Origin of the sequence: Arthrobacter alkaliphilus (assembly GCF_021483235.1) — a bacterium.
GTDB classification, from domain to species: Bacteria; Actinomycetota; Actinomycetes; order Actinomycetales; family Micrococcaceae; genus Arthrobacter; species Arthrobacter alkaliphilus.
Genome location: NZ_JAKEEC010000004.1, coordinates 170,008 through 186,876, shown reverse-complemented (window position 1 = coordinate 186,876; position 16,869 = coordinate 170,008). Strand labels below are relative to the sequence as shown.

Annotated in this window: 20 protein-coding genes; 6 read left to right on the top strand and 14 right to left on the bottom strand. The window is 62.4% G+C overall.

The window, feature by feature from the left end; translation table 11 throughout:
- Positions 1 to 7: 7 nt before the first annotated feature.
- From L0B83_RS05365 to L0B83_RS05355, 3 genes are read left to right on the top strand one after another with little or no spacing between them, the layout of a single operon-like run.
- Complete coding sequence (locus L0B83_RS05365) at positions 8 to 1,348, top strand: TadA family conjugal transfer-associated ATPase (protein ID WP_372461152.1); 1,341 nt, start codon at positions 8 to 10, stop codon at positions 1,346 to 1,348.
- Positions 1,345 to 2,292, top strand: a complete 948-nt coding sequence (locus L0B83_RS05360; protein WP_234757366.1) for a type II secretion system F family protein — start codon at positions 1,345 to 1,347, stop codon at positions 2,290 to 2,292. Before L0B83_RS05365 ends, L0B83_RS05360 begins: the two co-directional genes overlap by 4 nt.
- A 9-nt stretch (positions 2,293 to 2,301) precedes the next feature.
- The gene (locus tag L0B83_RS05355) at positions 2,302 to 3,210 is read left to right on the top strand and encodes a type II secretion system F family protein (RefSeq protein ID WP_234757365.1); all 909 of its coding nucleotides are present in this window, start codon (positions 2,302 to 2,304) and stop codon (positions 3,208 to 3,210) included.
- Positions 3,211 to 3,306: 96 nt separating this feature from the next.
- Here L0B83_RS05355 and L0B83_RS05350 read toward each other — a convergent pair whose 3' ends face one another.
- From L0B83_RS05350 to L0B83_RS05315, 8 genes are all read right to left on the bottom strand, one after another.
- Complete coding sequence (locus tag L0B83_RS05350; RefSeq protein WP_234757364.1) at positions 3,307 to 4,197, bottom strand: tRNA pseudouridine synthase A; 891 nt, start codon at positions 4,195 to 4,197, stop codon at positions 3,307 to 3,309.
- 32 nt (positions 4,198 to 4,229) lie between these two features.
- Entirely contained in the window at positions 4,230 to 4,811 is a 582-nt protein-coding gene (rplQ, locus tag L0B83_RS05345) for a 50S ribosomal protein L17 (RefSeq protein ID WP_234757363.1), read from the bottom strand.
- 66 nt (positions 4,812 to 4,877) lie between these two features.
- Positions 4,878 to 5,888, bottom strand: a complete 1,011-nt coding sequence (locus L0B83_RS05340; RefSeq protein ID WP_070347947.1) for a DNA-directed RNA polymerase subunit alpha — start codon at positions 5,886 to 5,888, stop codon at positions 4,878 to 4,880.
- Positions 5,889 to 6,028: 140 nt separating this feature from the next.
- Positions 6,029 to 6,430, bottom strand: a complete 402-nt coding sequence (gene rpsK / locus L0B83_RS05335) for a 30S ribosomal protein S11 (RefSeq protein ID WP_234757362.1) — start codon at positions 6,428 to 6,430, stop codon at positions 6,029 to 6,031.
- A gap of 44 nt (positions 6,431 to 6,474) precedes the next feature.
- The gene (rpsM, locus tag L0B83_RS05330) at positions 6,475 to 6,852 is read right to left on the bottom strand and encodes a 30S ribosomal protein S13 (RefSeq protein ID WP_011775569.1); all 378 of its coding nucleotides are present in this window, start codon (positions 6,850 to 6,852) and stop codon (positions 6,475 to 6,477) included.
- 191 nt (positions 6,853 to 7,043) lie between these two features.
- The gene (gene rpmJ / locus L0B83_RS05325) at positions 7,044 to 7,157 is read right to left on the bottom strand and encodes a 50S ribosomal protein L36 (protein WP_011775570.1); all 114 of its coding nucleotides are present in this window, start codon (positions 7,155 to 7,157) and stop codon (positions 7,044 to 7,046) included.
- 81 nt (positions 7,158 to 7,238) lie between these two features.
- Positions 7,239 to 7,460 (bottom strand): translation initiation factor IF-1, encoded by a 222-nt coding sequence (infA, locus tag L0B83_RS05320; protein ID WP_009358723.1) that lies wholly within the window; start codon positions 7,458 to 7,460, stop codon positions 7,239 to 7,241.
- Positions 7,461 to 7,715: 255 nt separating this feature from the next.
- Positions 7,716 to 8,666, bottom strand: a complete 951-nt coding sequence (locus L0B83_RS05315; protein ID WP_234757361.1) for a P1 family peptidase — start codon at positions 8,664 to 8,666, stop codon at positions 7,716 to 7,718.
- A gap of 298 nt (positions 8,667 to 8,964) precedes the next feature.
- On the opposite strand from L0B83_RS05315, the gene L0B83_RS05310 reads away from it, so the two are divergent.
- Genes L0B83_RS05310 through L0B83_RS05300 form a run of 3 tightly spaced genes read left to right on the top strand, consistent with a single transcriptional unit; the run spans position 8,965 to position 12,256 of the window.
- Positions 8,965 to 9,915 carry a carbohydrate ABC transporter permease gene (locus tag L0B83_RS05310; protein WP_234757360.1) on the top strand — a complete coding sequence of 317 codons (951 nt, stop codon included), beginning with the start codon at positions 8,965 to 8,967 and terminating at the stop codon, positions 9,913 to 9,915.
- Complete coding sequence (locus L0B83_RS05305) at positions 9,912 to 10,850, top strand: carbohydrate ABC transporter permease (RefSeq protein ID WP_234757359.1); 939 nt, start codon at positions 9,912 to 9,914, stop codon at positions 10,848 to 10,850. Before L0B83_RS05310 ends, L0B83_RS05305 begins: the two co-directional genes overlap by 4 nt.
- Positions 10,851 to 10,909: 59 nt before the next feature.
- Positions 10,910 to 12,256, top strand: a complete 1,347-nt coding sequence (locus L0B83_RS05300) for an ABC transporter substrate-binding protein (protein WP_234757358.1) — start codon at positions 10,910 to 10,912, stop codon at positions 12,254 to 12,256.
- Positions 12,257 to 12,333: 77 nt separating this feature from the next.
- Here L0B83_RS05300 and map read toward each other — a convergent pair whose 3' ends face one another.
- The 6 genes from map to rpsE form a co-directional block, all read right to left on the bottom strand.
- Positions 12,334 to 13,161 (bottom strand): type I methionyl aminopeptidase, encoded by an 828-nt coding sequence (gene map, locus L0B83_RS05295; RefSeq protein ID WP_234757357.1) that lies wholly within the window; start codon positions 13,159 to 13,161, stop codon positions 12,334 to 12,336.
- Positions 13,162 to 13,378: 217 nt separating this feature from the next.
- Positions 13,379 to 13,948 (bottom strand): adenylate kinase, encoded by a 570-nt coding sequence (locus L0B83_RS05290; RefSeq protein ID WP_234757395.1) that lies wholly within the window; start codon positions 13,946 to 13,948, stop codon positions 13,379 to 13,381.
- Between the two features lie 5 nt (positions 13,949 to 13,953).
- The gene (gene secY / locus L0B83_RS05285) at positions 13,954 to 15,264 is read right to left on the bottom strand and encodes a preprotein translocase subunit SecY (RefSeq protein WP_234757356.1); all 1,311 of its coding nucleotides are present in this window, start codon (positions 15,262 to 15,264) and stop codon (positions 13,954 to 13,956) included.
- Between the two features lie 188 nt (positions 15,265 to 15,452).
- Positions 15,453 to 15,947 carry a 50S ribosomal protein L15 gene (gene rplO, locus L0B83_RS05280; RefSeq protein ID WP_234757355.1) on the bottom strand — a complete coding sequence of 165 codons (495 nt, stop codon included), beginning with the start codon at positions 15,945 to 15,947 and terminating at the stop codon, positions 15,453 to 15,455.
- Entirely contained in the window at positions 15,947 to 16,153 is a 207-nt protein-coding gene (gene rpmD, locus L0B83_RS05275) for a 50S ribosomal protein L30 (protein WP_059387371.1), read from the bottom strand. Before rpmD ends, rplO begins: the two co-directional genes overlap by 1 nt.
- A 2-nt stretch (positions 16,154 to 16,155) precedes the next feature.
- Positions 16,156 to 16,827 (bottom strand): 30S ribosomal protein S5, encoded by a 672-nt coding sequence (gene rpsE / locus L0B83_RS05270; protein WP_234757394.1) that lies wholly within the window; start codon positions 16,825 to 16,827, stop codon positions 16,156 to 16,158.
- Between the last annotated feature and the right edge of the window lie 42 nt (positions 16,828 to 16,869).

Genomic DNA, 16,869 nt, shown 5'->3' with positions numbered 1-16,869 from the left:
CGACCCCATGGGTCACCCCGCGTCTACACCGGTCGAACAACGTCATTCCTCCGATACGAATGAAGCGCTCAATGCAATCAAGGACCGTGCCGGGACCGCTCTCTACGAGCGGATGGGAAGCCGAATCACCGATGCGTCCATGGAGGAAGCGGAGTTGCACCAGTACGTCAAGGACGAGCTTCGCGCGATCATCGACGAGGACGAAATCCCGCTTTCCATGCTTGAGCGGCAACGACTCGTCAAAGAAATCATCGATGACGTCCTGGGCCTCGGTCCGCTGCAAAGGTTCCTCGATGAGACGGCCGTTACGGAGATCATGGTCAATGGCCCCGACAAGGTCTATGTGGAACGGGCCGGAAAGCTCTACCTGACCGGCGCACGATTCAGCGATGAAGAACATCTTCGGCGGATCATTGAGCGCATCGTCACGAAGGTCGGGAGACGGATCGACGAATCCTCGCCCCTCGTCGACGCACGGCTTGCAGATGGATCACGCGTCAACGCGATCATCCCGCCGCTGGCTGTTGGTGGCTCGACACTCACCATTCGAAAATTTGGCCATGTGCCCCTCACGGTGGCCAATTTGATCTCCTATGGCACCATAACGCCGGAGATCGCCGAGCTCCTGCACGCTTGCGTGCAAGGCCGGCTCAACATCATCGTTTCCGGCGGTACAGGCACCGGAAAGACCACATTGCTCAACGTCCTGTCGTCGTTCCTGCCAGCCGACGAGCGCATCATCACCATCGAGGATGCAATCGAACTCCAGCTTCAGCAGGAGCATGTGGTTCGGTTGGAAAGCCGGCCGCGAAACATCGAAGGAAAGGGCGAAGTTAGCATCCGGGAACTGGTTCGGAACTCGCTGCGCATGCGCCCGGACAGAATCGTGATCGGCGAGGTCCGCGGGGGTGAATCCCTCGACATGCTCCAGGCGATGAATACCGGCCACGACGGCTCCATCTCAACCGTTCACGCCAACTCTCCCCGCGACGCAATTGCCCGACTTGAAACTCTGGTCTTGATGGCGGGAATGGACTTGCCACTCCGTGCCATACGCGAACAGATCGCATCCGCGGTCAATCTGATCGTGCATGTTTCCCGTCTCCGTGACGGCACCCGTCGGGTCACCCACGTTACGGAGGTCCAGGGGATGGAAGGTGACATCATCACTCTCCAGGACGCCTTCGTTTTTGACTATGGTGCCGGTGTGGACGCCAACGGCAGGTTCCTGGGACGCCCTGTTCCGACCGGCGTGCGGCCGAGGTTCGTCGATCACTTCGCGGATCTTGGTATCGGGCTTTCGCCGGCTGTCTTTGGGACCATGCCTATTGGGGGTGCTTTCCGATGACCGGCGCTGAACCTGCCTTTTTCGCGATTGGCCTCGGGTTCTGGCTCGTAGCCTTGGCCACGCTGTACTTCACTACTATCGGATCGGCACGGAACCAGATCTCACTGGCCCGACGCCGGCCCGGCGCGCCGCAGCAACCCTCGCTTCTTGCCCGCGCCTCCGGGCGGGCGACAACCTTCCTTGATCACAACGTCAGTCGGAACGCCAAATTCGGCAACCGGGACTCGCTTGAACAAGCGGGGTTGAAAATGCGGCAATCCGATTTCATCCTGCTGGTTGCCTGCACCGCTGTTACAGTCGGCGGCGTCGGTTTCGTTTTGTCAGGTTTGTTCCTTGGAATTCTGGGGCTGTTGATAACCCCCTTCCTCGCGGTGCTCTTCTTGAAATTCAAAACCAGCCGACGGCGGCGGAAATTCGAGGAACAGCTTGGCGATACCCTGTTGATGCTCTCAGGTGGCCTCAGGGCGGGCCACAGCCTGCTGCGGGCCGTTGACGCAGTAGCAAAAGAGGCTGAAGCACCTACCTCGGAAGAATTCGCCAGGCTCGTCAACGAGTCCGCCTTGGGGCGCGATTTGAAGGACTCGATGCTCGACGCCGCGCGCAGATTGCGCAGCGAGGACTTCGATTGGACCGCCCAGGCAATTGAAATCCATCGGGAAGTCGGCGGTGATCTAGCCGAAGTATTGGACCACGTCGGAGAAACGGTGCGGGAAAGGGCCCAGATCAAGGGCCAGGTGCAGTCGCTCAGCGCCGAAGGCAAACTTTCTGCCTACATCCTGGTCGCCCTCCCCATCGGTATGTTCCTTTACCTGACCGTGGCCAGCCCCAATTATGTCGGCACGCTTTACACCAGCCCGTTGGGTTGGCTGATGGTGGTCGCGGGCGTCGTGCTTCTGGTTGCGGGCAGTTTCTGGCTCAGCCGTGTCGTCAAGATCAAGTTCTAGGAGGGCATCGTGACTACCCTGGTCTGGTTGATGGTGGGGCTTGTTGTCCTGCCTTGCACATACATCGTGTGGTCGTTTATTTCGGTTGACCGAAGCGGGATGGCGGCAGTTCGCAGCAACCTTAGGCGCAGCGGAAATGCTGGCCCTGTCGCCTCGACCGGGGGCGTTGTGGTTGGCTCCACATCGGAGGCAAAACGGGTCGCTCTGGGGCTTCGCCTGACGCCGGCCGGTTATGCCGGTTGGCTTGACAAGCTCCTTGCAAGGGCCGGCAGGCCGGCCGGCATGCCTTTGGAGCGCCTCCTGATAGCCAAGCCGGCGATCGCTTTGGTTGTGAGCATCTTGGGCTTCCTCTGGGTTTCCAGAACGCCAAGCACCGGCGCCGTGCTTTTCACCATTTTCCTGGTGGCGTTGAGCTACTTCGTTCCCGACATTCTCATCCATGGCCGCGGGGCGAAAAGGCAGGAGGCGATCGCGTTGGAACTACCCAATACGCTTGACCAGATGCTCATTTCCGTCGAAGCGGGCCTCGGATTCGAATCTGCGATGGCGAGGGCAGCCCAAAACGGAAACGGGCCGCTGGCTACAGAACTAGCCCGAACGCTCCAGGACATGCAGGTGGGCCGAAGCCGAAAGGAAGCCTACCTGGCGATGGCTGAAAGGGCATCGGTCCCGGACCTTCGGAGCTTCGTCCGGGCTGTAGTCCAGGCGGACACGTACGGGATTGCAATCGCGAACGTGCTCCGGACGCAGGCAAAGCAGATGCGGATCAAGCGGCGCCAAAGGGCCGAAGAAAAGGCCATGAAGTTGCCTATCAAAGTTCTGTTCCCGCTCATGTTCTGCATCTTGCCAGCGCTCTTCATCGTGATCATCGGTCCGGCTGTCATCAACGTCATGAAGAATTTCGTCGGAGCGTTCTAGCGGGCCTGACGCAGAAAGCGTCCGTTAGACCCCAAAGACCGGTCCTCCTCGATGCCCAGAGTCGAGGAGGACCTGCTCGCGGCGCACCTGCCCCAACTACTCCCGGCGCGCCCGGGTCAGCTCGGCCCGCGCGAACAGCTCCGCGTCAGAGGGATAGGCCACTTCCTCAAGGATCAAGGGGTGCGGCGCAGCCAGCACCGACTTCGCGTCGCGTACCCCGGCGAGCAAACGTTCATGCAGCCACTCCGGCCTCTCCAAGCCCTCCCCCACCCGCAATGCGGACCCAACGAGTGCACGCACCATGTTGTGGCAAAACGCATCGGCTTGGACGTTGGCGACCAGTACGCCGTCGCTGCCGCGCACGAACTCCAGCCGCTGCAGCTCGCGAATCGTGGTGGCGCCTTCACGGGGCTTGCAGTATGCCCGGAAGTCCTGGAGCCCCAACAATGCCGCCGACCCGGAATTCATCGCCCGTTCGTCCAGCGCGGCCTTGTGCCACAAGGTCACCCCGCGCAGGACCGGGTCCCAGCGTTCCTGGCCGTCGGCAATCCGGTAGCTGTAGCGGCGCCACAACGCTGAGAAGCGAGCGTCAAATCCCTCAGGGGCCAAACCGGCGTCGTGCACTTCGATAGCGCCGGCCTCATCCCGCAGGACCCGGCTCAGGGCTCCGCGAAGCCTCCGCAGCAACGCGGCGGCGGGGTCGATCTCGTGGCCCCTCGTGAGCCCGGTCCACTCTGCCTCGGACAAGTCGATGTGCGCCACTTGACCACGGGCATGGACACCGGCGTCGGTCCGCCCCGCTACCGTGACCCGCACAGGGCGCCGCACAATCAGCGCCAATCCTTCTTCCAACGATCCCTGCACCGTGCGCAGACCGGGCTGCAGCGCCCATCCGTTGAACGGACCGCCGTCGTACGAAAGATCCAGCCTGACACGCAAAAACCCGCCGCCCCCCAAAACGGGGGCAGCGGGTTTTCGTTCGTTCATAGACTTAAGTCTACTGTGAAGAATTCAGTGAATTACTTCTTTTCCTCAGCGGCCGGAGCCTCTTCGGTTTCAGCAGCTTCGGCTTCGGGAGCGTCGGCTTCAACGGCCTCAGCCTCAGGGGCTTCAGCCACAGCTTCGGTCTCGACGACCTCTTCATCAGCAACCGGAGCGGCTTCTTCGGCAGCCGGAGCAGCCTTCTCAGCGTCCTTCTTGGCAGCAGCAGTTGCCTCGGCAACTACAGCCTGCTTCGGGGAAACCGGCTCAAGAACCAGCTCGATGACAGCCATGGGAGCGTTGTCGCCCTTGCGGTTGCCGATCTTGGTGATGCGGGTGTAGCCACCATCGCGGTTGGCGACGGCGCCGGCGATGTCGGTGAACAGCTCGTGGACGATGCCCTTGTCGCTGATCAGGCCGAGCACGCGACGGCGGGAGGACAGGTCGCCGCGCTTGGCGAAGGTCACGAGGCGCTCGGCGTACGGCTTCAGGCGCTTGGCCTTGGTGACCGTGGTGGTGATGCGCTTGTGCTCGAACAGCGATGCTGCCAGGTTCGCGAGCATCAAACGCTCGTGAGCCGGACCGCCTCCGAGGCGCGGACCCTTAGTGGGGGTAGGCATAGTAATTTCTCCTGTAATGAAGGCCGTCCGGGTCCGAACGTGGACTCAGTGGCCAAGATCTGCTTGTTAGAGCTCGTCGTCGCTGAACGCGGCGTCGTCCTCTTCGATGGCTGCGGCGCGGGCTGCAAGATCGAAACCGGGAGGGGAATCCTTGAGGGACAGACCCAGTTCAACCAGCTTTGCCTTGACCTCGTCGATGGACTTGGCACCGAAGTTACGGATGTCCATCAGGTCAGCCTCGGAGCGGGCAACGAGTTCACCCACGGTGTGGATGCCCTCACGCTTGAGGCAGTTGTAGGAACGGACGGTGAGGTCCAGATCCTCGATCGGCAGTGCCATGTCGGCTGCCAGGGCAGCGTCGGTCGGCGACGGGCCAATCTCGATACCTTCAGCTGCGGTGTTCAGCTCACGTGCAAGACCGAACAGTTCCACCAGGGTGGTGCCTGCCGAAGCAACGGCGTCGCGCGGGGCGATAGCCGGCTTGGTCTCGACGTCGACAATGAGCTTGTCGAAGTCGGTGCGCTGCTCAACACGGGTAGCTTCCACGCGGAAGGTAACCTTCAAGACCGGCGAGTAGATCGAGTCGACCGGGATACGGCCGATCTCGGAGTCGCCGGACTTGTTCTGAGCTGCCGAAACGTAGCCGCGGCCGCGTTCGATGGTCAGTTCGAGTTCGAACTTGCCCTTCGAGTTCAGCGTGGCAATGTGCAGATCCGGGTTGTGGAATTCGACGCCGGCCGGCGGGGCGATGTCCGCGGCCGTGACGACTCCGGGGCCCTGCTTGCGCAGGTATGCAACAACCGGCTCATCGTGCTCGGAGGACACGGAGAGGTTCTTGATGTTCAGGATGATCTCAGTGACATCTTCCTTGACACCCGGAACCGTGGTGAACTCGTGCAGCACGCCATCGATCCGGATGCTGGTTACAGCAGCACCGGGGATGGAGGAGAGCAGGGTACGGCGGAGGGAGTTTCCGAGGGTGTAACCGAAGCCCGGTTCCAGCGGTTCAATGATGAAACGCGAGCGGTTCTCGGAGACTACTTCTTCAGACAGAGTGGGGCGCTGTGCAATAAGCACTTAGGTTTCCTTTCGGCGAGCATCCGCTATATGACGCAACACAGGTGGTGGAAATCGGCTTGGTTCCGGCTTTGCCGGCCGGGCACCGCGGAACAGGCAGGCTGCTCCGTGCGGACCCGGCCGGCAAGGCCAAAATCCAATTAGACGCGGCGGCGCTTCGGCGGGCGGCAACCGTTGTGGGCGCTGGGGGTGACGTCCTGGATGGAGCCGACCTCGAGGCCAGCGGCCTGCAGCGAACGGATTGCGGTCTCGCGTCCGGATCCCGGTCCCTTGACGAACACGTCAACCTTGCGCAGACCGTGCTCCTGGGCGCGCTTTGCAGCGGCCTCGGCAGCCATCTGGGCGGCGAACGGGGTGGACTTACGGGAGCCCTTGAAGCCAACCTCACCGGCGGAAGCCCAGGAGATGACAGCACCGCTCGGGTCCGTGATGGACACGATGGTGTTGTTAAAGGTGCTCTTGATGTGCGCTTGTCCAAGCGCGATATTCTTCTTGTCCTTCTTACGCGGCTTGCGAACCGCGCCACGAGTCTTCGGGGGCATTATTTCTCCTACAGAAAGTTATCGGGGGAAGACAACCGCTATTTCTAGCGGCCGGCCTTCTTCTTGCCGGCGACGGTGCGCTTCGGGCCCTTGCGGGTACGAGCGTTGGTCTTCGTACGCTGACCGCGTACGGGCAGGCCCTTGCGGTGGCGCAGGCCTTCGTAGCTGCCGATTTCAACCTTGCGGCGGATATCTGCTGCTACTTCGCGGCGAAGGTCACCCTCAACCTTGTAGTTGCCTTCAATGTAGTCACGCAGCTGGACCAGCTCGGCGTCAGTCAGGTCCTTGACGCGAACGTCAGCGCTGATGCCGGTGGCAGCCAGGGTTTCGTGTGCACGGGTCTTGCCCACGCCGTAGATGTAAGTAAGCGCAATTTCCAACCGCTTTTCGCGGGGAATGTCTACGCCAGCGAGACGAGCCATAGTGGCGGTACTCCTTGAATAAACCGGAGGTCGTAGGCAGTACACCCGCACTTTCAGTGCGGCCCCAGCCTCCGACCGGGGGTTAGCTGTCCGGGCTCCATACGTCCCAGTTCAGCTTGTGCTGCCTTTTATTTACTTGCGTGGGCACAGCCCAGGTTTGCCCTTGCGGGCGCTAGTTCCCTTGCGGGGAATTAGCCCTGGCGCTGCTTGTGGCGCGGGTTCTCGCAGATCACCATGACCCGGCCATTACGGCGGATCACTTTGCACTTGTCGCAGATCTGCTTGACGCTCGGCTTGACCTTCATGGCGTTCCTTTGCGTGTTGCAGTTGGTCGGCTGAGGCGGCACTACTTGGGATGTAGTTTCCCCAGGGCTGCCGCCCAGCAATTACTTGTAGCGGTAGACGATCCGACCACGTGTGAGGTCGTAAGGGCTCAGCTCCACCACTACGCGGTCCTCAGGGAGAATCCTGATGTAGTGCTGGCGCATCTTCCCCGAGATGTGTGCAAGAACGATGTGCTTGTTGGTGAGCTCAACACGAAACATCGCGTTGGGCAGCGCCTCAGTCACAACGCCCTCGATCTCAATGACCCCGTCCTTCTTGGCCATATCCTCCGCTAACTGTTGTTTGCCGCAGCCCTCCGATAGGCACCGGAAATCCTGCGGACGTTTTTGTTTGTTTGACAGTCCAGCTCCTGCCACTCCACGAAGCAGGACTCGCGACCTGTTAAATGGGCGTGGCTGTGCAGACAACCAACAGACAACTCTACGCCAAGTCGGCTCGAAAGTTAAATCCGCCCATGCTAGCGCAGACAACTGCACGGTGTCATCCTTCCCGGTGCCGGCGAAGCCCCGGGGATACCGCTAAACCGCGACGTAGGCAGGAAAGGTACCTGCCGGCGTCGTGATGGATTCCGCGGCCGCTACGCCGTCGAGGACAGCCAGGCGGACGGCGTCGGCCGCCGCGCTTTGCAAGGTGATGAGCGAAACCTGCCGCGCTTGTTCCGAACTGCGGTCGAGCCCGACGGCGCCGGTCGCCAGCGCGAACACCGTGTCGCCGTCGGCGAGGGTATGGGAAGGACTTAGCGCCCGGGCGAGGCCGGCGTGCGCGGCACTTGCGGTGCGTTTGCATTCGGCGGGGTTGAGGACCGCGTTGGTGGCGACGACGGCGAGGGTGGTGTTCAGCATGGGAGGCCCCGCCGGTTCGGAGGTGCCGGAGTCCGGCCGCCGGGACGGTGAGCCAAGAGGCATCCCGAGCGCGTTGACCACAGCGAGCGCGCCCACCACCACGCCGTTGTCGAGGGTGATCGACGCGGTGCCCACTCCCCCTTTGAACGCGCCGCGGCCGATCAACGCACCGGTCCCGGCGCCCACGTTTCCGCGCCCGACGGCGGCGTGCTCGCTCGAAGCCGCAGCCGCCCCGGCCGCTTCGTATCCCATGGCCTCGTCGGGACGGGCGGCGAAGTCACCGCCGCGACCCAAGTCGAAAATGGCAGCGGCCGGAACGATCGGCACCACTCCCCCCGGCACTGCGAAACCGCGTCCTTGTTCTTCGCACCAGCGTTGGGCGCCGTGGGCCGTCACCAAACCGAAGGCGCTGCCGCCGGTCAGCACCACCGCGTCGACCGTGGGCACCAGGGTGGTGGGGTCGAGCGCATCTGTCTCATGCGTGCCCGGGCCGCCGCCGCGTACGTCCACTGAACCGACCGTTCCCGGTGGCGGAAGGACAACGGTTACTCCGCTCAACCAGCCCTCGCCGGTCCGCTGGACGTGTCCCACCCGAACCCCTGGCACATCAGTGATCTTCGAAGTCATGTGCCTATTGTGCTCCACCCGTCCGGCCGGGAGTTGCTGGCCCCAAGGGGGCCGCCTAAACAGCACACCGGCCTCCCGCCGAACACAAAACGATAGTCGCGCCTCGAATGTGAACACGGAACCACCCGACACGAAACATCGAGTGAACGGGCGCAAAAGGCTCGTCCAACAATCCCGCGAACGGGCCCTTTTTTGACTTGACAAGAGTTCGCGTGTGGTGAGCTAAAAGAAGCCGCCCCTTGGCCTATCGGTCCGAGCCGGGCGCGCCCCGATATCTGCGAACCGTTAGAGACCTCCCATGACAAGACAACTGACTGGCAGCCCTGCGGCCCCCGCGAAGACTGTCCCGTCCGCCCAGCGCCGGGGACGCTGGTCCGGCCGTACCCGCCGCGACTTCTTCGTATTCCTGGCGCTGGCCTTGCCGAACCTCGCGCTGATCGCCGTGTTCACCTATCTGCCCCTCATCAATAACATGTACTACTCGACCCTCGACTGGACCTTGGGCTCCGCCTCGGCCACGGTTGTGGGCCTCGACAACTACGTCAGCTTCTTCACAAGCTCCGACGCGCCGCATGTACTCGGCACCACCCTCATCTTCACCGTGGTCACTGTGGGCGGGTCCATGGTTCTGGGCCTCTTGGTGGCCCTCGCGTTGAACGCGAAGGTCCGGGGCACCACCTTCGCGCGTTCCGCCGTCTTCGCCCCCTACGTCCTCAGCGGCGTGGGCGTGGGCCTCGTCTGGCTGTTCATTTTCGACCCCGGGTACGGCGTGCTGTCCTGGCTGCTCCGGGGCATCGGCCAGCAGAGCCCCCAGTGGATCAACGATCCACAGCTCGCCCTCGTGATGGTCATCATCGTCTATATCTGGAAGAACCTGGGCTACTGCGCGGTCGTCTACCTCGCCGGGCTGCAGGGCCTCCCGAAGGACGTCATGGAGGCAGCTTCCCTGGATGGCGCCAACGGCTTCCGCCGCTTCATGAGCATGTCCGTTCCCTTGCTTTCGCCCACCACGTTCTTCCTGCTCATCACCACGATGATCAGCTCGCTCCAGGCCTTCGACCTGATCCGGATCATGACGCCGCTGGGCAACGGCACCAACACCCTGATCTATGAGGCCTACCTGCAGGCCTTCGGCGCTTACAACCGAGCCGGCTACTCCGCCACTATCTCGGTGGTGCTTTTCGCCATCCTGCTCATCATTACCGTGCTCCAGTTGCGGTTCGTCGAACGGAAGGTGCACTACTCATGAGCACGCTGTCCCCCGTCAGCCCCAACCCCGCGAGCGGCGCCGGCAGCGTGAAAGCCGCCGACGGCGGCCCTGAGCTCCCGGTGCGGCGCGACAAGCCTTTCTCCCGCGCAAATCTCGTCCAGACAGTGGCCGGAGGCTACATCCCGCTGATCGTGGCCACCCTCGTCGTGGTCCTGCCACTGTTGTGGATGCTGCTGAGCTCGTTCAAGCAGCCCGGCGAGATCGTCACCACGGATCTCAAGATCCTCCCGCAGAGCTTGAACCTGGAGAACTACCAGGCGGCCATGACCACAGTGCCGTTCGCGCGGTTCTTCCTCAACAGCCTGATCGTCACGACGGTCGGCTCAACCGTCAAGGTGATCCTGGCGATCCTGACTGCGTACGCCCTGGTTTTCGTCCGTTTCCCGTTCAAGAACGTCATCTTCGTCGTGATCCTCGTGGCCCTGATGGTGCCGCCGCAGGTCTCGATCCTCCCCAACTACATCCTGATCGCGGGAATTGGCGGGAAGAACACCCTGTGGGGAATCATTCTTCCGGGACTCGGCACGGCCTTCGGAACCTTCCTCCTCCGCCAGCATTTCAAGACCCTTCCCGGATCCATCCTCGAAGCCGCGGAAATCGACGGCGCGGGCCATTGGCGCAGGCTGTGGCAGGTCGTTGTCCCTGTGTCGCTGCCCTCGATCGCCACGGTTGCCCTCGTCACCGTGGTCAGCGAATGGAACGACTACATCTGGCCCCTGATCATCACGGACCGGCCGGAAACGATGACCCTCCCGGTTGGCCTGACCCTCCTTCAAAACTCCGAGGGCAACGGCGCGGGCTGGGGCATCCTGATGGCCGGAGCCGTCCTCGTGATCCTCCCCATCCTCCTGGTCTTCGCCGCGTTGCAACGCTACATCGTTGCCGGCCTCACCCAGGGCAGCGTCACCGGCTAGCAACACCCCGTTTTCACTCCACCCCATCACCGCTTTTCCCATCCTCGAGAGGACCAAACATGACAATGAACCTTGATCGTAGAAACTTCCTGGGGCTCGCCGGACTCGGAATCGGCGCCGCCGCCCTGGCAGCATGCGGCGGTCCGTCGACCGGCGGCAGCGCAGCGAGCAGCGCCCCGGCGGACATCGACTTCTCGGGAGTCAAGCCTGCCGGCTCGTTCGACTTCTGGACCAGCCACCCCGGCCAGTCGCAGGCCGTCGAGCAATCCATCATCGAAAAGTTCCAGGCGAAGTTCCCGGACATCAAGGTGAACCTCGTGACGGCAGGCGCCAACTACGAGGAAATCGCCCAGAAGTTCCAGACGTCGCAGGCTGCGAAGTCTGCCCTGCCCGGCCTCGTGGTGCTCTCCGACGTCTGGTGGTTCCGCTACTACACCAACGGCAACATCATCCCGCTGGACGGTCTCGTCAAGCAGCTGGACATCAAGATCGACGACTTCCAGAAGTCCCTCGTAGCGGACTACCAGTACGCCAACAAGCAGTGGGCACTCCCGTACGGCCGCTCCACCCCGCTCTTCTACTACAACAAGGACCACTTCAAGGCCGCCGGCCTGCCGGACCGCGCTCCCAAGACGTGGCAGGAGTTCGCCGAGTGGGCCCCCAAGCTCCAGGCCAGCTCCGGCGCGAAGTACGCATACATGTACCCGGCCCTGGCCGGATATGCCGGCTGGACCCTGCAGAACATGCTGTGGGGCTGGGGCGGCAGCTGGTCCAACGGCTGGAACCTCAACTGCGACTCCACCGAGTCCGTCACTGCCCTGCAGTGGGCCCAGGACTCCATCTACAAGGACAAGTGGGCCGGCGTCTCCTCCAAGAACGCTGCTGACGACTTCTCCGCGGGCATCGCGTCCACCACGATCTCCTCCACCGGCGACCTCCTGGGCGTACTGAAGTCCGCCAAGTTCAACGTGGGCGTCGGCTTCCTGCCGGGCGGCCCGAAGGCCGAGACCAACGTCTGCCCCACCGGCGGCGCGGGACTCGGGATTCCCAGCGGCGTCAGCAAGGAAGTCCAGCTCGCCGCTGCCACCTTCCTGAAGTTCATGACCGAGCCGGAGAACACCGCTGCATTCTCCGCTGCGACCGGCTACATGCCGTCGCGCGTCTCCGCGGACATGACCGCAGTCCTTGCCAAGACCCCGCAGATCAAAACCGCCATGGACCAGCTCAAAGTGACCAGGGTGCAGGACAACGCCCGCGTATTCCTGCCCGGCGCCGACCAGGAGATGGCCAAGTCCGCTGCCAAGATCCTCACCCAGCAGGGCGACGTGAAGGCCACTATGACGGACCTCAAGGCAACGCTCGATGGCATCTACACCAAGGACGTGAAGCCCAAGCTCAAGAGCTAGGATCACCTCCGACACGTAAAATCCCTGGCGACTCCGGAATTCCGGTGTCGCCAGGGATTTTTTGTGTCGAAGAAAGGTCAGGGAATCGGAACAGGTACGACGCCGAGCGGCACCAGCTGCTCTGCACCGCCGTCGGGCGCGGACAGCACCCAGATGCCCTTTTCGTGGACGGCGACCGAGTGCTCCCACTGGCACGAACGCTTGCCGTCGGTGGTCACCACAGTCCAGTCGTCGTCGAGTGTTGCGGTTTCAATGCTGCCGCGGACGAGCATGGGCTCGATCGCTAGGCACAGTCCCGGCCGGATCTTCGGGCCGCGGTGCGTGGTGCGGTAGTTCAACACATCTGGCGCCATGTGCATCTCGGAACCGATGCCATGCCCAACGTAGTCTTCAAGGATGCCGAGAGGCTTTCCTGGCACCGAGGAGACGTAGTCGTCCACGGCATTGCCGATATCGCCGACAAACTTGCCCTTCGCCAAAGCGGCAATTCCACGCCACATGGCGGCCTGGGTGACATCCGAGAGCCGCTGGTCTTCAGGATCCGCTGTACCGACTATCACAGTGCGCGCCGAGTCGGAGTGCCAACCGTCAACGATCGCCCCGCCATCGATGGAAATAATGTCCCCGTCCTGGAGGACACGGTCACCGGGGATGCCGTGGACCACTTCCTCGTTGACCGACGTGCAGATGGTGGCCGGGAAGCCGTGGTACCCGAGGAAGTTCGACTTTGCACCAGCGTCGATGAGGACCGCGGCAAACACGGCGTCGATCTCGCGCGTGGTCACGCCTGGTTTCGCAGCTTCAACGGCCGCGTCGAGCGCTCTGCTGAGGACCAATCCGGCCTCGTGCATCTTGCGCATTTGCTCATTGGTCTTGTATTCGATGCGGGGCTGGCCGAACGCCATGGTCTCCTCTTGTGGTGTGCTGCTTGTGGCTGGCCGCGGAAGCAGCCACCTCTGGTCTCCTATTTTCCCGCATCAGCGGCCCTGCCCGAAACCGGAGCCGCGGACGCCCTGGTTTCCCGAGGTCTGGGTCCTGCGGAAGGGGAACGGAAAGGGCGTGCCCCGCGTGGAAGCTTCAGCTCCGGCGCGGGACACACCCTTTTCAACGGTGGTGCGGCAACTAGACTGCCTTGGCCGCCTCGATGGCCAGCAGCACACGGTCCGTAACCTCGTCGATGCCGCCAATGCCATCGACTTGGGTCAGGATGCCGCGTTCTGCATACTTGGCGACGACGGCCTCGGTCTGCTCGTGGTAGAGGTCCAGGCGGTGGCGGATGACAGCTTCGTTGTCATCCGAGCGCCCGGTCTCCTTGGCACGGCCCAGCAAACGCTTCACCAGTTCCTCGTCGTCGGCGGTCAGCTGAAGCACGACGTCGAGCTTCTCTTCCCGTTCCGCGAGGATCTGGTCCAGGTATTCCACCTGGGCGGTGGTGCGCGGGTACCCGTCGAGCAGGAAGCCGTTCTCGACGTCGCTCTCGCTCAGGCGGTCGCGGACCATCTTGTTGGTGACGCTGTCCGGAACGAAGTCGCCGTTGTCCATGTATTTCTTGGCTTCGATACCCAGCGGGGTTTCGCCCTTGACGTTTGCACGGAAGATGTCGCCGGTGGAAATGGCGACTACGCCCAAGCGCTCGGAAATCCGCTCAGCCTGGGTTCCCTTGCCCGAACCCGGGGGTCCAATGATCAGCATTCTCGTCATCGCAAAAGCCCTTCGTAGTGACGTTGTTGTAGCTGCGCATCAATCTGCTTGACGGTCTCCAGGCCCACACCCACCATGATCAGAATTGACGTGCCACCAAACGGGAAGTTCTGGTTGGCGTTGATCAGGACGAGTGCGACCAACGGAATCAACGCCACGAAGCCCAAGTAGAAGGCGCCGGGGAGGGTGATCCTGGAAAGCACGTACTGCAGGTAGTCCGCGGTCGGTTTACCCGCCCGGATGCCCGGAATGAACCCGCCGTACTTCTTCATGTTGTCCGAGACCTCTTCAGGGTTGAAGGTGATCGCGACGTAGAAGTAGGTGAAGAACACAATCATGACGAAGTACAGCGTCATGTAGATGGGGTGGTCGCCCTTGGTGAGGTTGTTGTTGATCCACTCAACCCACGGGGCGATGGACTCTCCGGCCTTCGGCTGGTTGAACTGGGCAACCAGGCCTGGCAGGTAAAGCATCGAGGAGGCAAAGATGACGGGCACGACGCCGGCCATGTTCACCTTGATGGGGATGTAGGTGCTGGTGCCCCCCACGGTGCGCCGGCCGATCATACGCTTGGCGTACTGGACCGGAATCCGCCGCTGGGACTGCTCCACGAAGACCACGAGGGCAACGGTGACGAGGCCGATCGCCAAGACCGTGAAGAAGGTGCCCGGCCCCTTGGAGTTCCAGATGGCACCAAGCGAGGTCGGGAAGCCTGCAGCGATGGAGGTGAAGATGAGCAGGGACATACCGTTGCCCACGCCCTTCTCGGTAACCAGTTCGCCCATCCACATGATGAGGCCCGTGCCGGCCGTCAAGGTGATAACCACGAGGATCGTGGCGATGATGCTCGTGTCGGGAATGATCGGCAGCTGGCAGTTCGGCAGCAGCTGCCCGGACCGTGCCAGGGACACCAAGGTGGTGGCGTTCAGCAAGCCCAGAGCGATGGTCAGGTAACGCGTGTATTGCGTCAGCTTCGACTGGCCCGAGGCGCCTTCGTCATACAGCTGCTGGAACCGCGGAATGACCACGCGGAGCAACTGCACGATGATGCTGGCCGTGATGTACGGCATGATCCCCAAGGCAAAGATCGAAACCTGCAGCAGTGCACCACCGCTGAACAGGTTGACGAGCTGGTAGAGGCTGCCCTGGTCCTGATTGCTTGACAAACATTGCTGAACATTTTGGTAGCTCACACCAGGCGAGGGGATAAAAGCTCCCAAGCGGAAGATTGTGATGATTCCCAGCGTGAACAACAACTTGCGTCGCAGATCAGGCGTCCGAAATGCCCGGCCGAATGCGCTTAGCAAGCGTCCTCCTGAGTTAAAAGTCCAAGGGTGTCGAAAGGGGTCAATGAAACCCAACACCCGAGTCTAACGGTTTGATGCGCCATGCGAACAATCGAGGCGTGTGAGCAATATGGAAAGACTCCCGGAGCGGGGGCCGAAACCCTCCGCTCCGGGAGTCTTTTCACAGCGGGCGATCGCCCCCAGAGCCCTTAGAGGGCAGTGGTGGTTCCGCCTGCTGCTGCGATCTTTTCAGCCGCGCTGGAGGAGAAAGCGTGGGCGGTGACGTCAACCTTGACGGTGATGTCGCCGGTGCCCAGCACCTTGACGGGCTGGTTCTTGCGAACGGCACCCTTCTCGACCAGGGACTCGACGGTGACAGCGCCACCTTCCGGGAACAGCTCGTTGAGCTTGTCCAGGTTTACAACCTGGAACTCAACCCGGAACGGGTTCTTGAAGCCGCGAAGCTTCGGCAGGCGCATGTGCAGCGGCAGCTGGCCGCCGGCAAAGCCAGCCTTGACCTGGTAGCGGGCCTTCGTACCCTTGGTACCACGGCCTGCGGTCTTACCCTTGGAGCCTTCACCACGACCAACACGGGTCTTGGCAGTCTTGGCACCGGGGGCGGGACGCAGGTGGTGAACCTTCAGAGCGTTCTGCTTGTCAGCAGCCTCGTTCTGTGCCTTTTCGGCAGTCTTGTTCTCAGCCATTACTTCGCCTCCTCAACATTCACGAGGTGCGGAACCGTGTTGAGCATTCCGACGGTGACGGCGTCAGCGGTACGGACAACAGTGTGTCCGATGCGCTTGAGGCCGAGGGACCGCAGGGTCTCACGCTGGTTCTGCTTGGCGCCGATGACGCCCTTGATCTGGGTGATCTCCAACTGGGCGTCGGAGGGAGTCAGGTTCTTAGCCATGACTAAACACCTGCCTTCTGGTTCTGGAGTGAGCGCACCAAGGCAACGGGAGCAACCTCGTCCAGCGGCAGGCCACGGCGGGCTGCCACCGAAGCGGGCTCTTCCAGTCCCTTCAAGGCCTCAACAGTCGCGTGAACGATGTTGATGGCGTTGGAGGAACCGAGCGACTTGGAGAGAACGTCGTGGATACCGACGCACTCCAGTACCGCGCGGACCGGACCACCGGCGATAACACCGGTACCCGGGGAAGCCGGACGCAGCATGACAACGCCTGCTGCGGCCTCACCCTGCACGCGGTGCGGGATGGTGTTGCCAACGCGGGGAACGCGGAAGAAGGACTTCTTGGCCTCTTCAACGCCCTTTGCGATAGCCGCCGGAACTTCCTTCGCCTTGCCGTAGCCAACGCCGACCATGCCGTTGCCGTCACCGACGACGACGAGAGCGGTGAAGCTAAAGCGACGACCACCCTTGACGACCTTGGCAACGCGGTTGATGGTTACAACGCGCTCTACGAACTGGCTCTTCTCGGCCTCGCGACCGCCGTCGCGGCCACCACGGCCACCACGGTCGCCGCGGCCCTGGCCACGGTCACCACGCTCGCCACGACGGCCGCCGCGGCGGTCATCGGTGGCAGCAGCAGTCTCAGTTGCCTCAGCAGCTGCAGCTTCAGTCACATTCTGTTCAGCAGACACAGCGTCCTTTTCCTTATTTACTTC

What these genes read in the sequence shown, in the direction of transcription:
- L0B83_RS05365 (WP_372461152.1), top strand. Translation starts at nt 8, where the DNA reads ATGGGTCACCCCGCGTCTACACCGGTCGAACAACGTCATTCCTCCGAT.
- L0B83_RS05360 (WP_234757366.1), top strand. Translation starts at nt 1,345, where the DNA reads ATGACCGGCGCTGAACCTGCCTTTTTCGCGATTGGCCTCGGGTTCTGG.
- L0B83_RS05350 (WP_234757364.1), bottom strand. Translation starts at nt 4,197, where the DNA reads ATGAACGAACGAAAACCCGCTGCCCCCGTTTTGGGGGGCGGCGGGTTT.
- rplQ (WP_234757363.1), bottom strand. Translation starts at nt 4,811, where the DNA reads ATGCCTACCCCCACTAAGGGTCCGCGCCTCGGAGGCGGTCCGGCTCAC.
- rpsK (WP_234757362.1), bottom strand. Translation starts at nt 6,430, where the DNA reads ATGCCCCCGAAGACTCGTGGCGCGGTTCGCAAGCCGCGTAAGAAGGAC.
- rpsM (WP_011775569.1), bottom strand. Translation starts at nt 6,852, where the DNA reads ATGGCTCGTCTCGCTGGCGTAGACATTCCCCGCGAAAAGCGGTTGGAA.
- rpmJ (WP_011775570.1), bottom strand. Translation starts at nt 7,157, where the DNA reads ATGAAGGTCAAGCCGAGCGTCAAGCAGATCTGCGACAAGTGCAAAGTG.
- infA (WP_009358723.1), bottom strand. Translation starts at nt 7,460, where the DNA reads ATGGCCAAGAAGGACGGGGTCATTGAGATCGAGGGCGTTGTGACTGAG.
- L0B83_RS05315 (WP_234757361.1), bottom strand. Translation starts at nt 8,666, where the DNA reads ATGACTTCGAAGATCACTGATGTGCCAGGGGTTCGGGTGGGACACGTC.
- L0B83_RS05310 (WP_234757360.1), top strand. Translation starts at nt 8,965, where the DNA reads ATGACAAGACAACTGACTGGCAGCCCTGCGGCCCCCGCGAAGACTGTC.
- L0B83_RS05305 (WP_234757359.1), top strand. Translation starts at nt 9,912, where the DNA reads ATGAGCACGCTGTCCCCCGTCAGCCCCAACCCCGCGAGCGGCGCCGGC.
- L0B83_RS05300 (WP_234757358.1), top strand. Translation starts at nt 10,910, where the DNA reads ATGACAATGAACCTTGATCGTAGAAACTTCCTGGGGCTCGCCGGACTC.
- map (WP_234757357.1), bottom strand. Translation starts at nt 13,161, where the DNA reads ATGGCGTTCGGCCAGCCCCGCATCGAATACAAGACCAATGAGCAAATG.
- L0B83_RS05290 (WP_234757395.1), bottom strand. Translation starts at nt 13,948, where the DNA reads ATGCTGATCATTGGACCCCCGGGTTCGGGCAAGGGAACCCAGGCTGAG.
- rplO (WP_234757355.1), bottom strand. Translation starts at nt 15,947, where the DNA reads ATGGCTGAGAACAAGACTGCCGAAAAGGCACAGAACGAGGCTGCTGAC.
- rpmD (WP_059387371.1), bottom strand. Translation starts at nt 16,153, where the DNA reads ATGGCTAAGAACCTGACTCCCTCCGACGCCCAGTTGGAGATCACCCAG.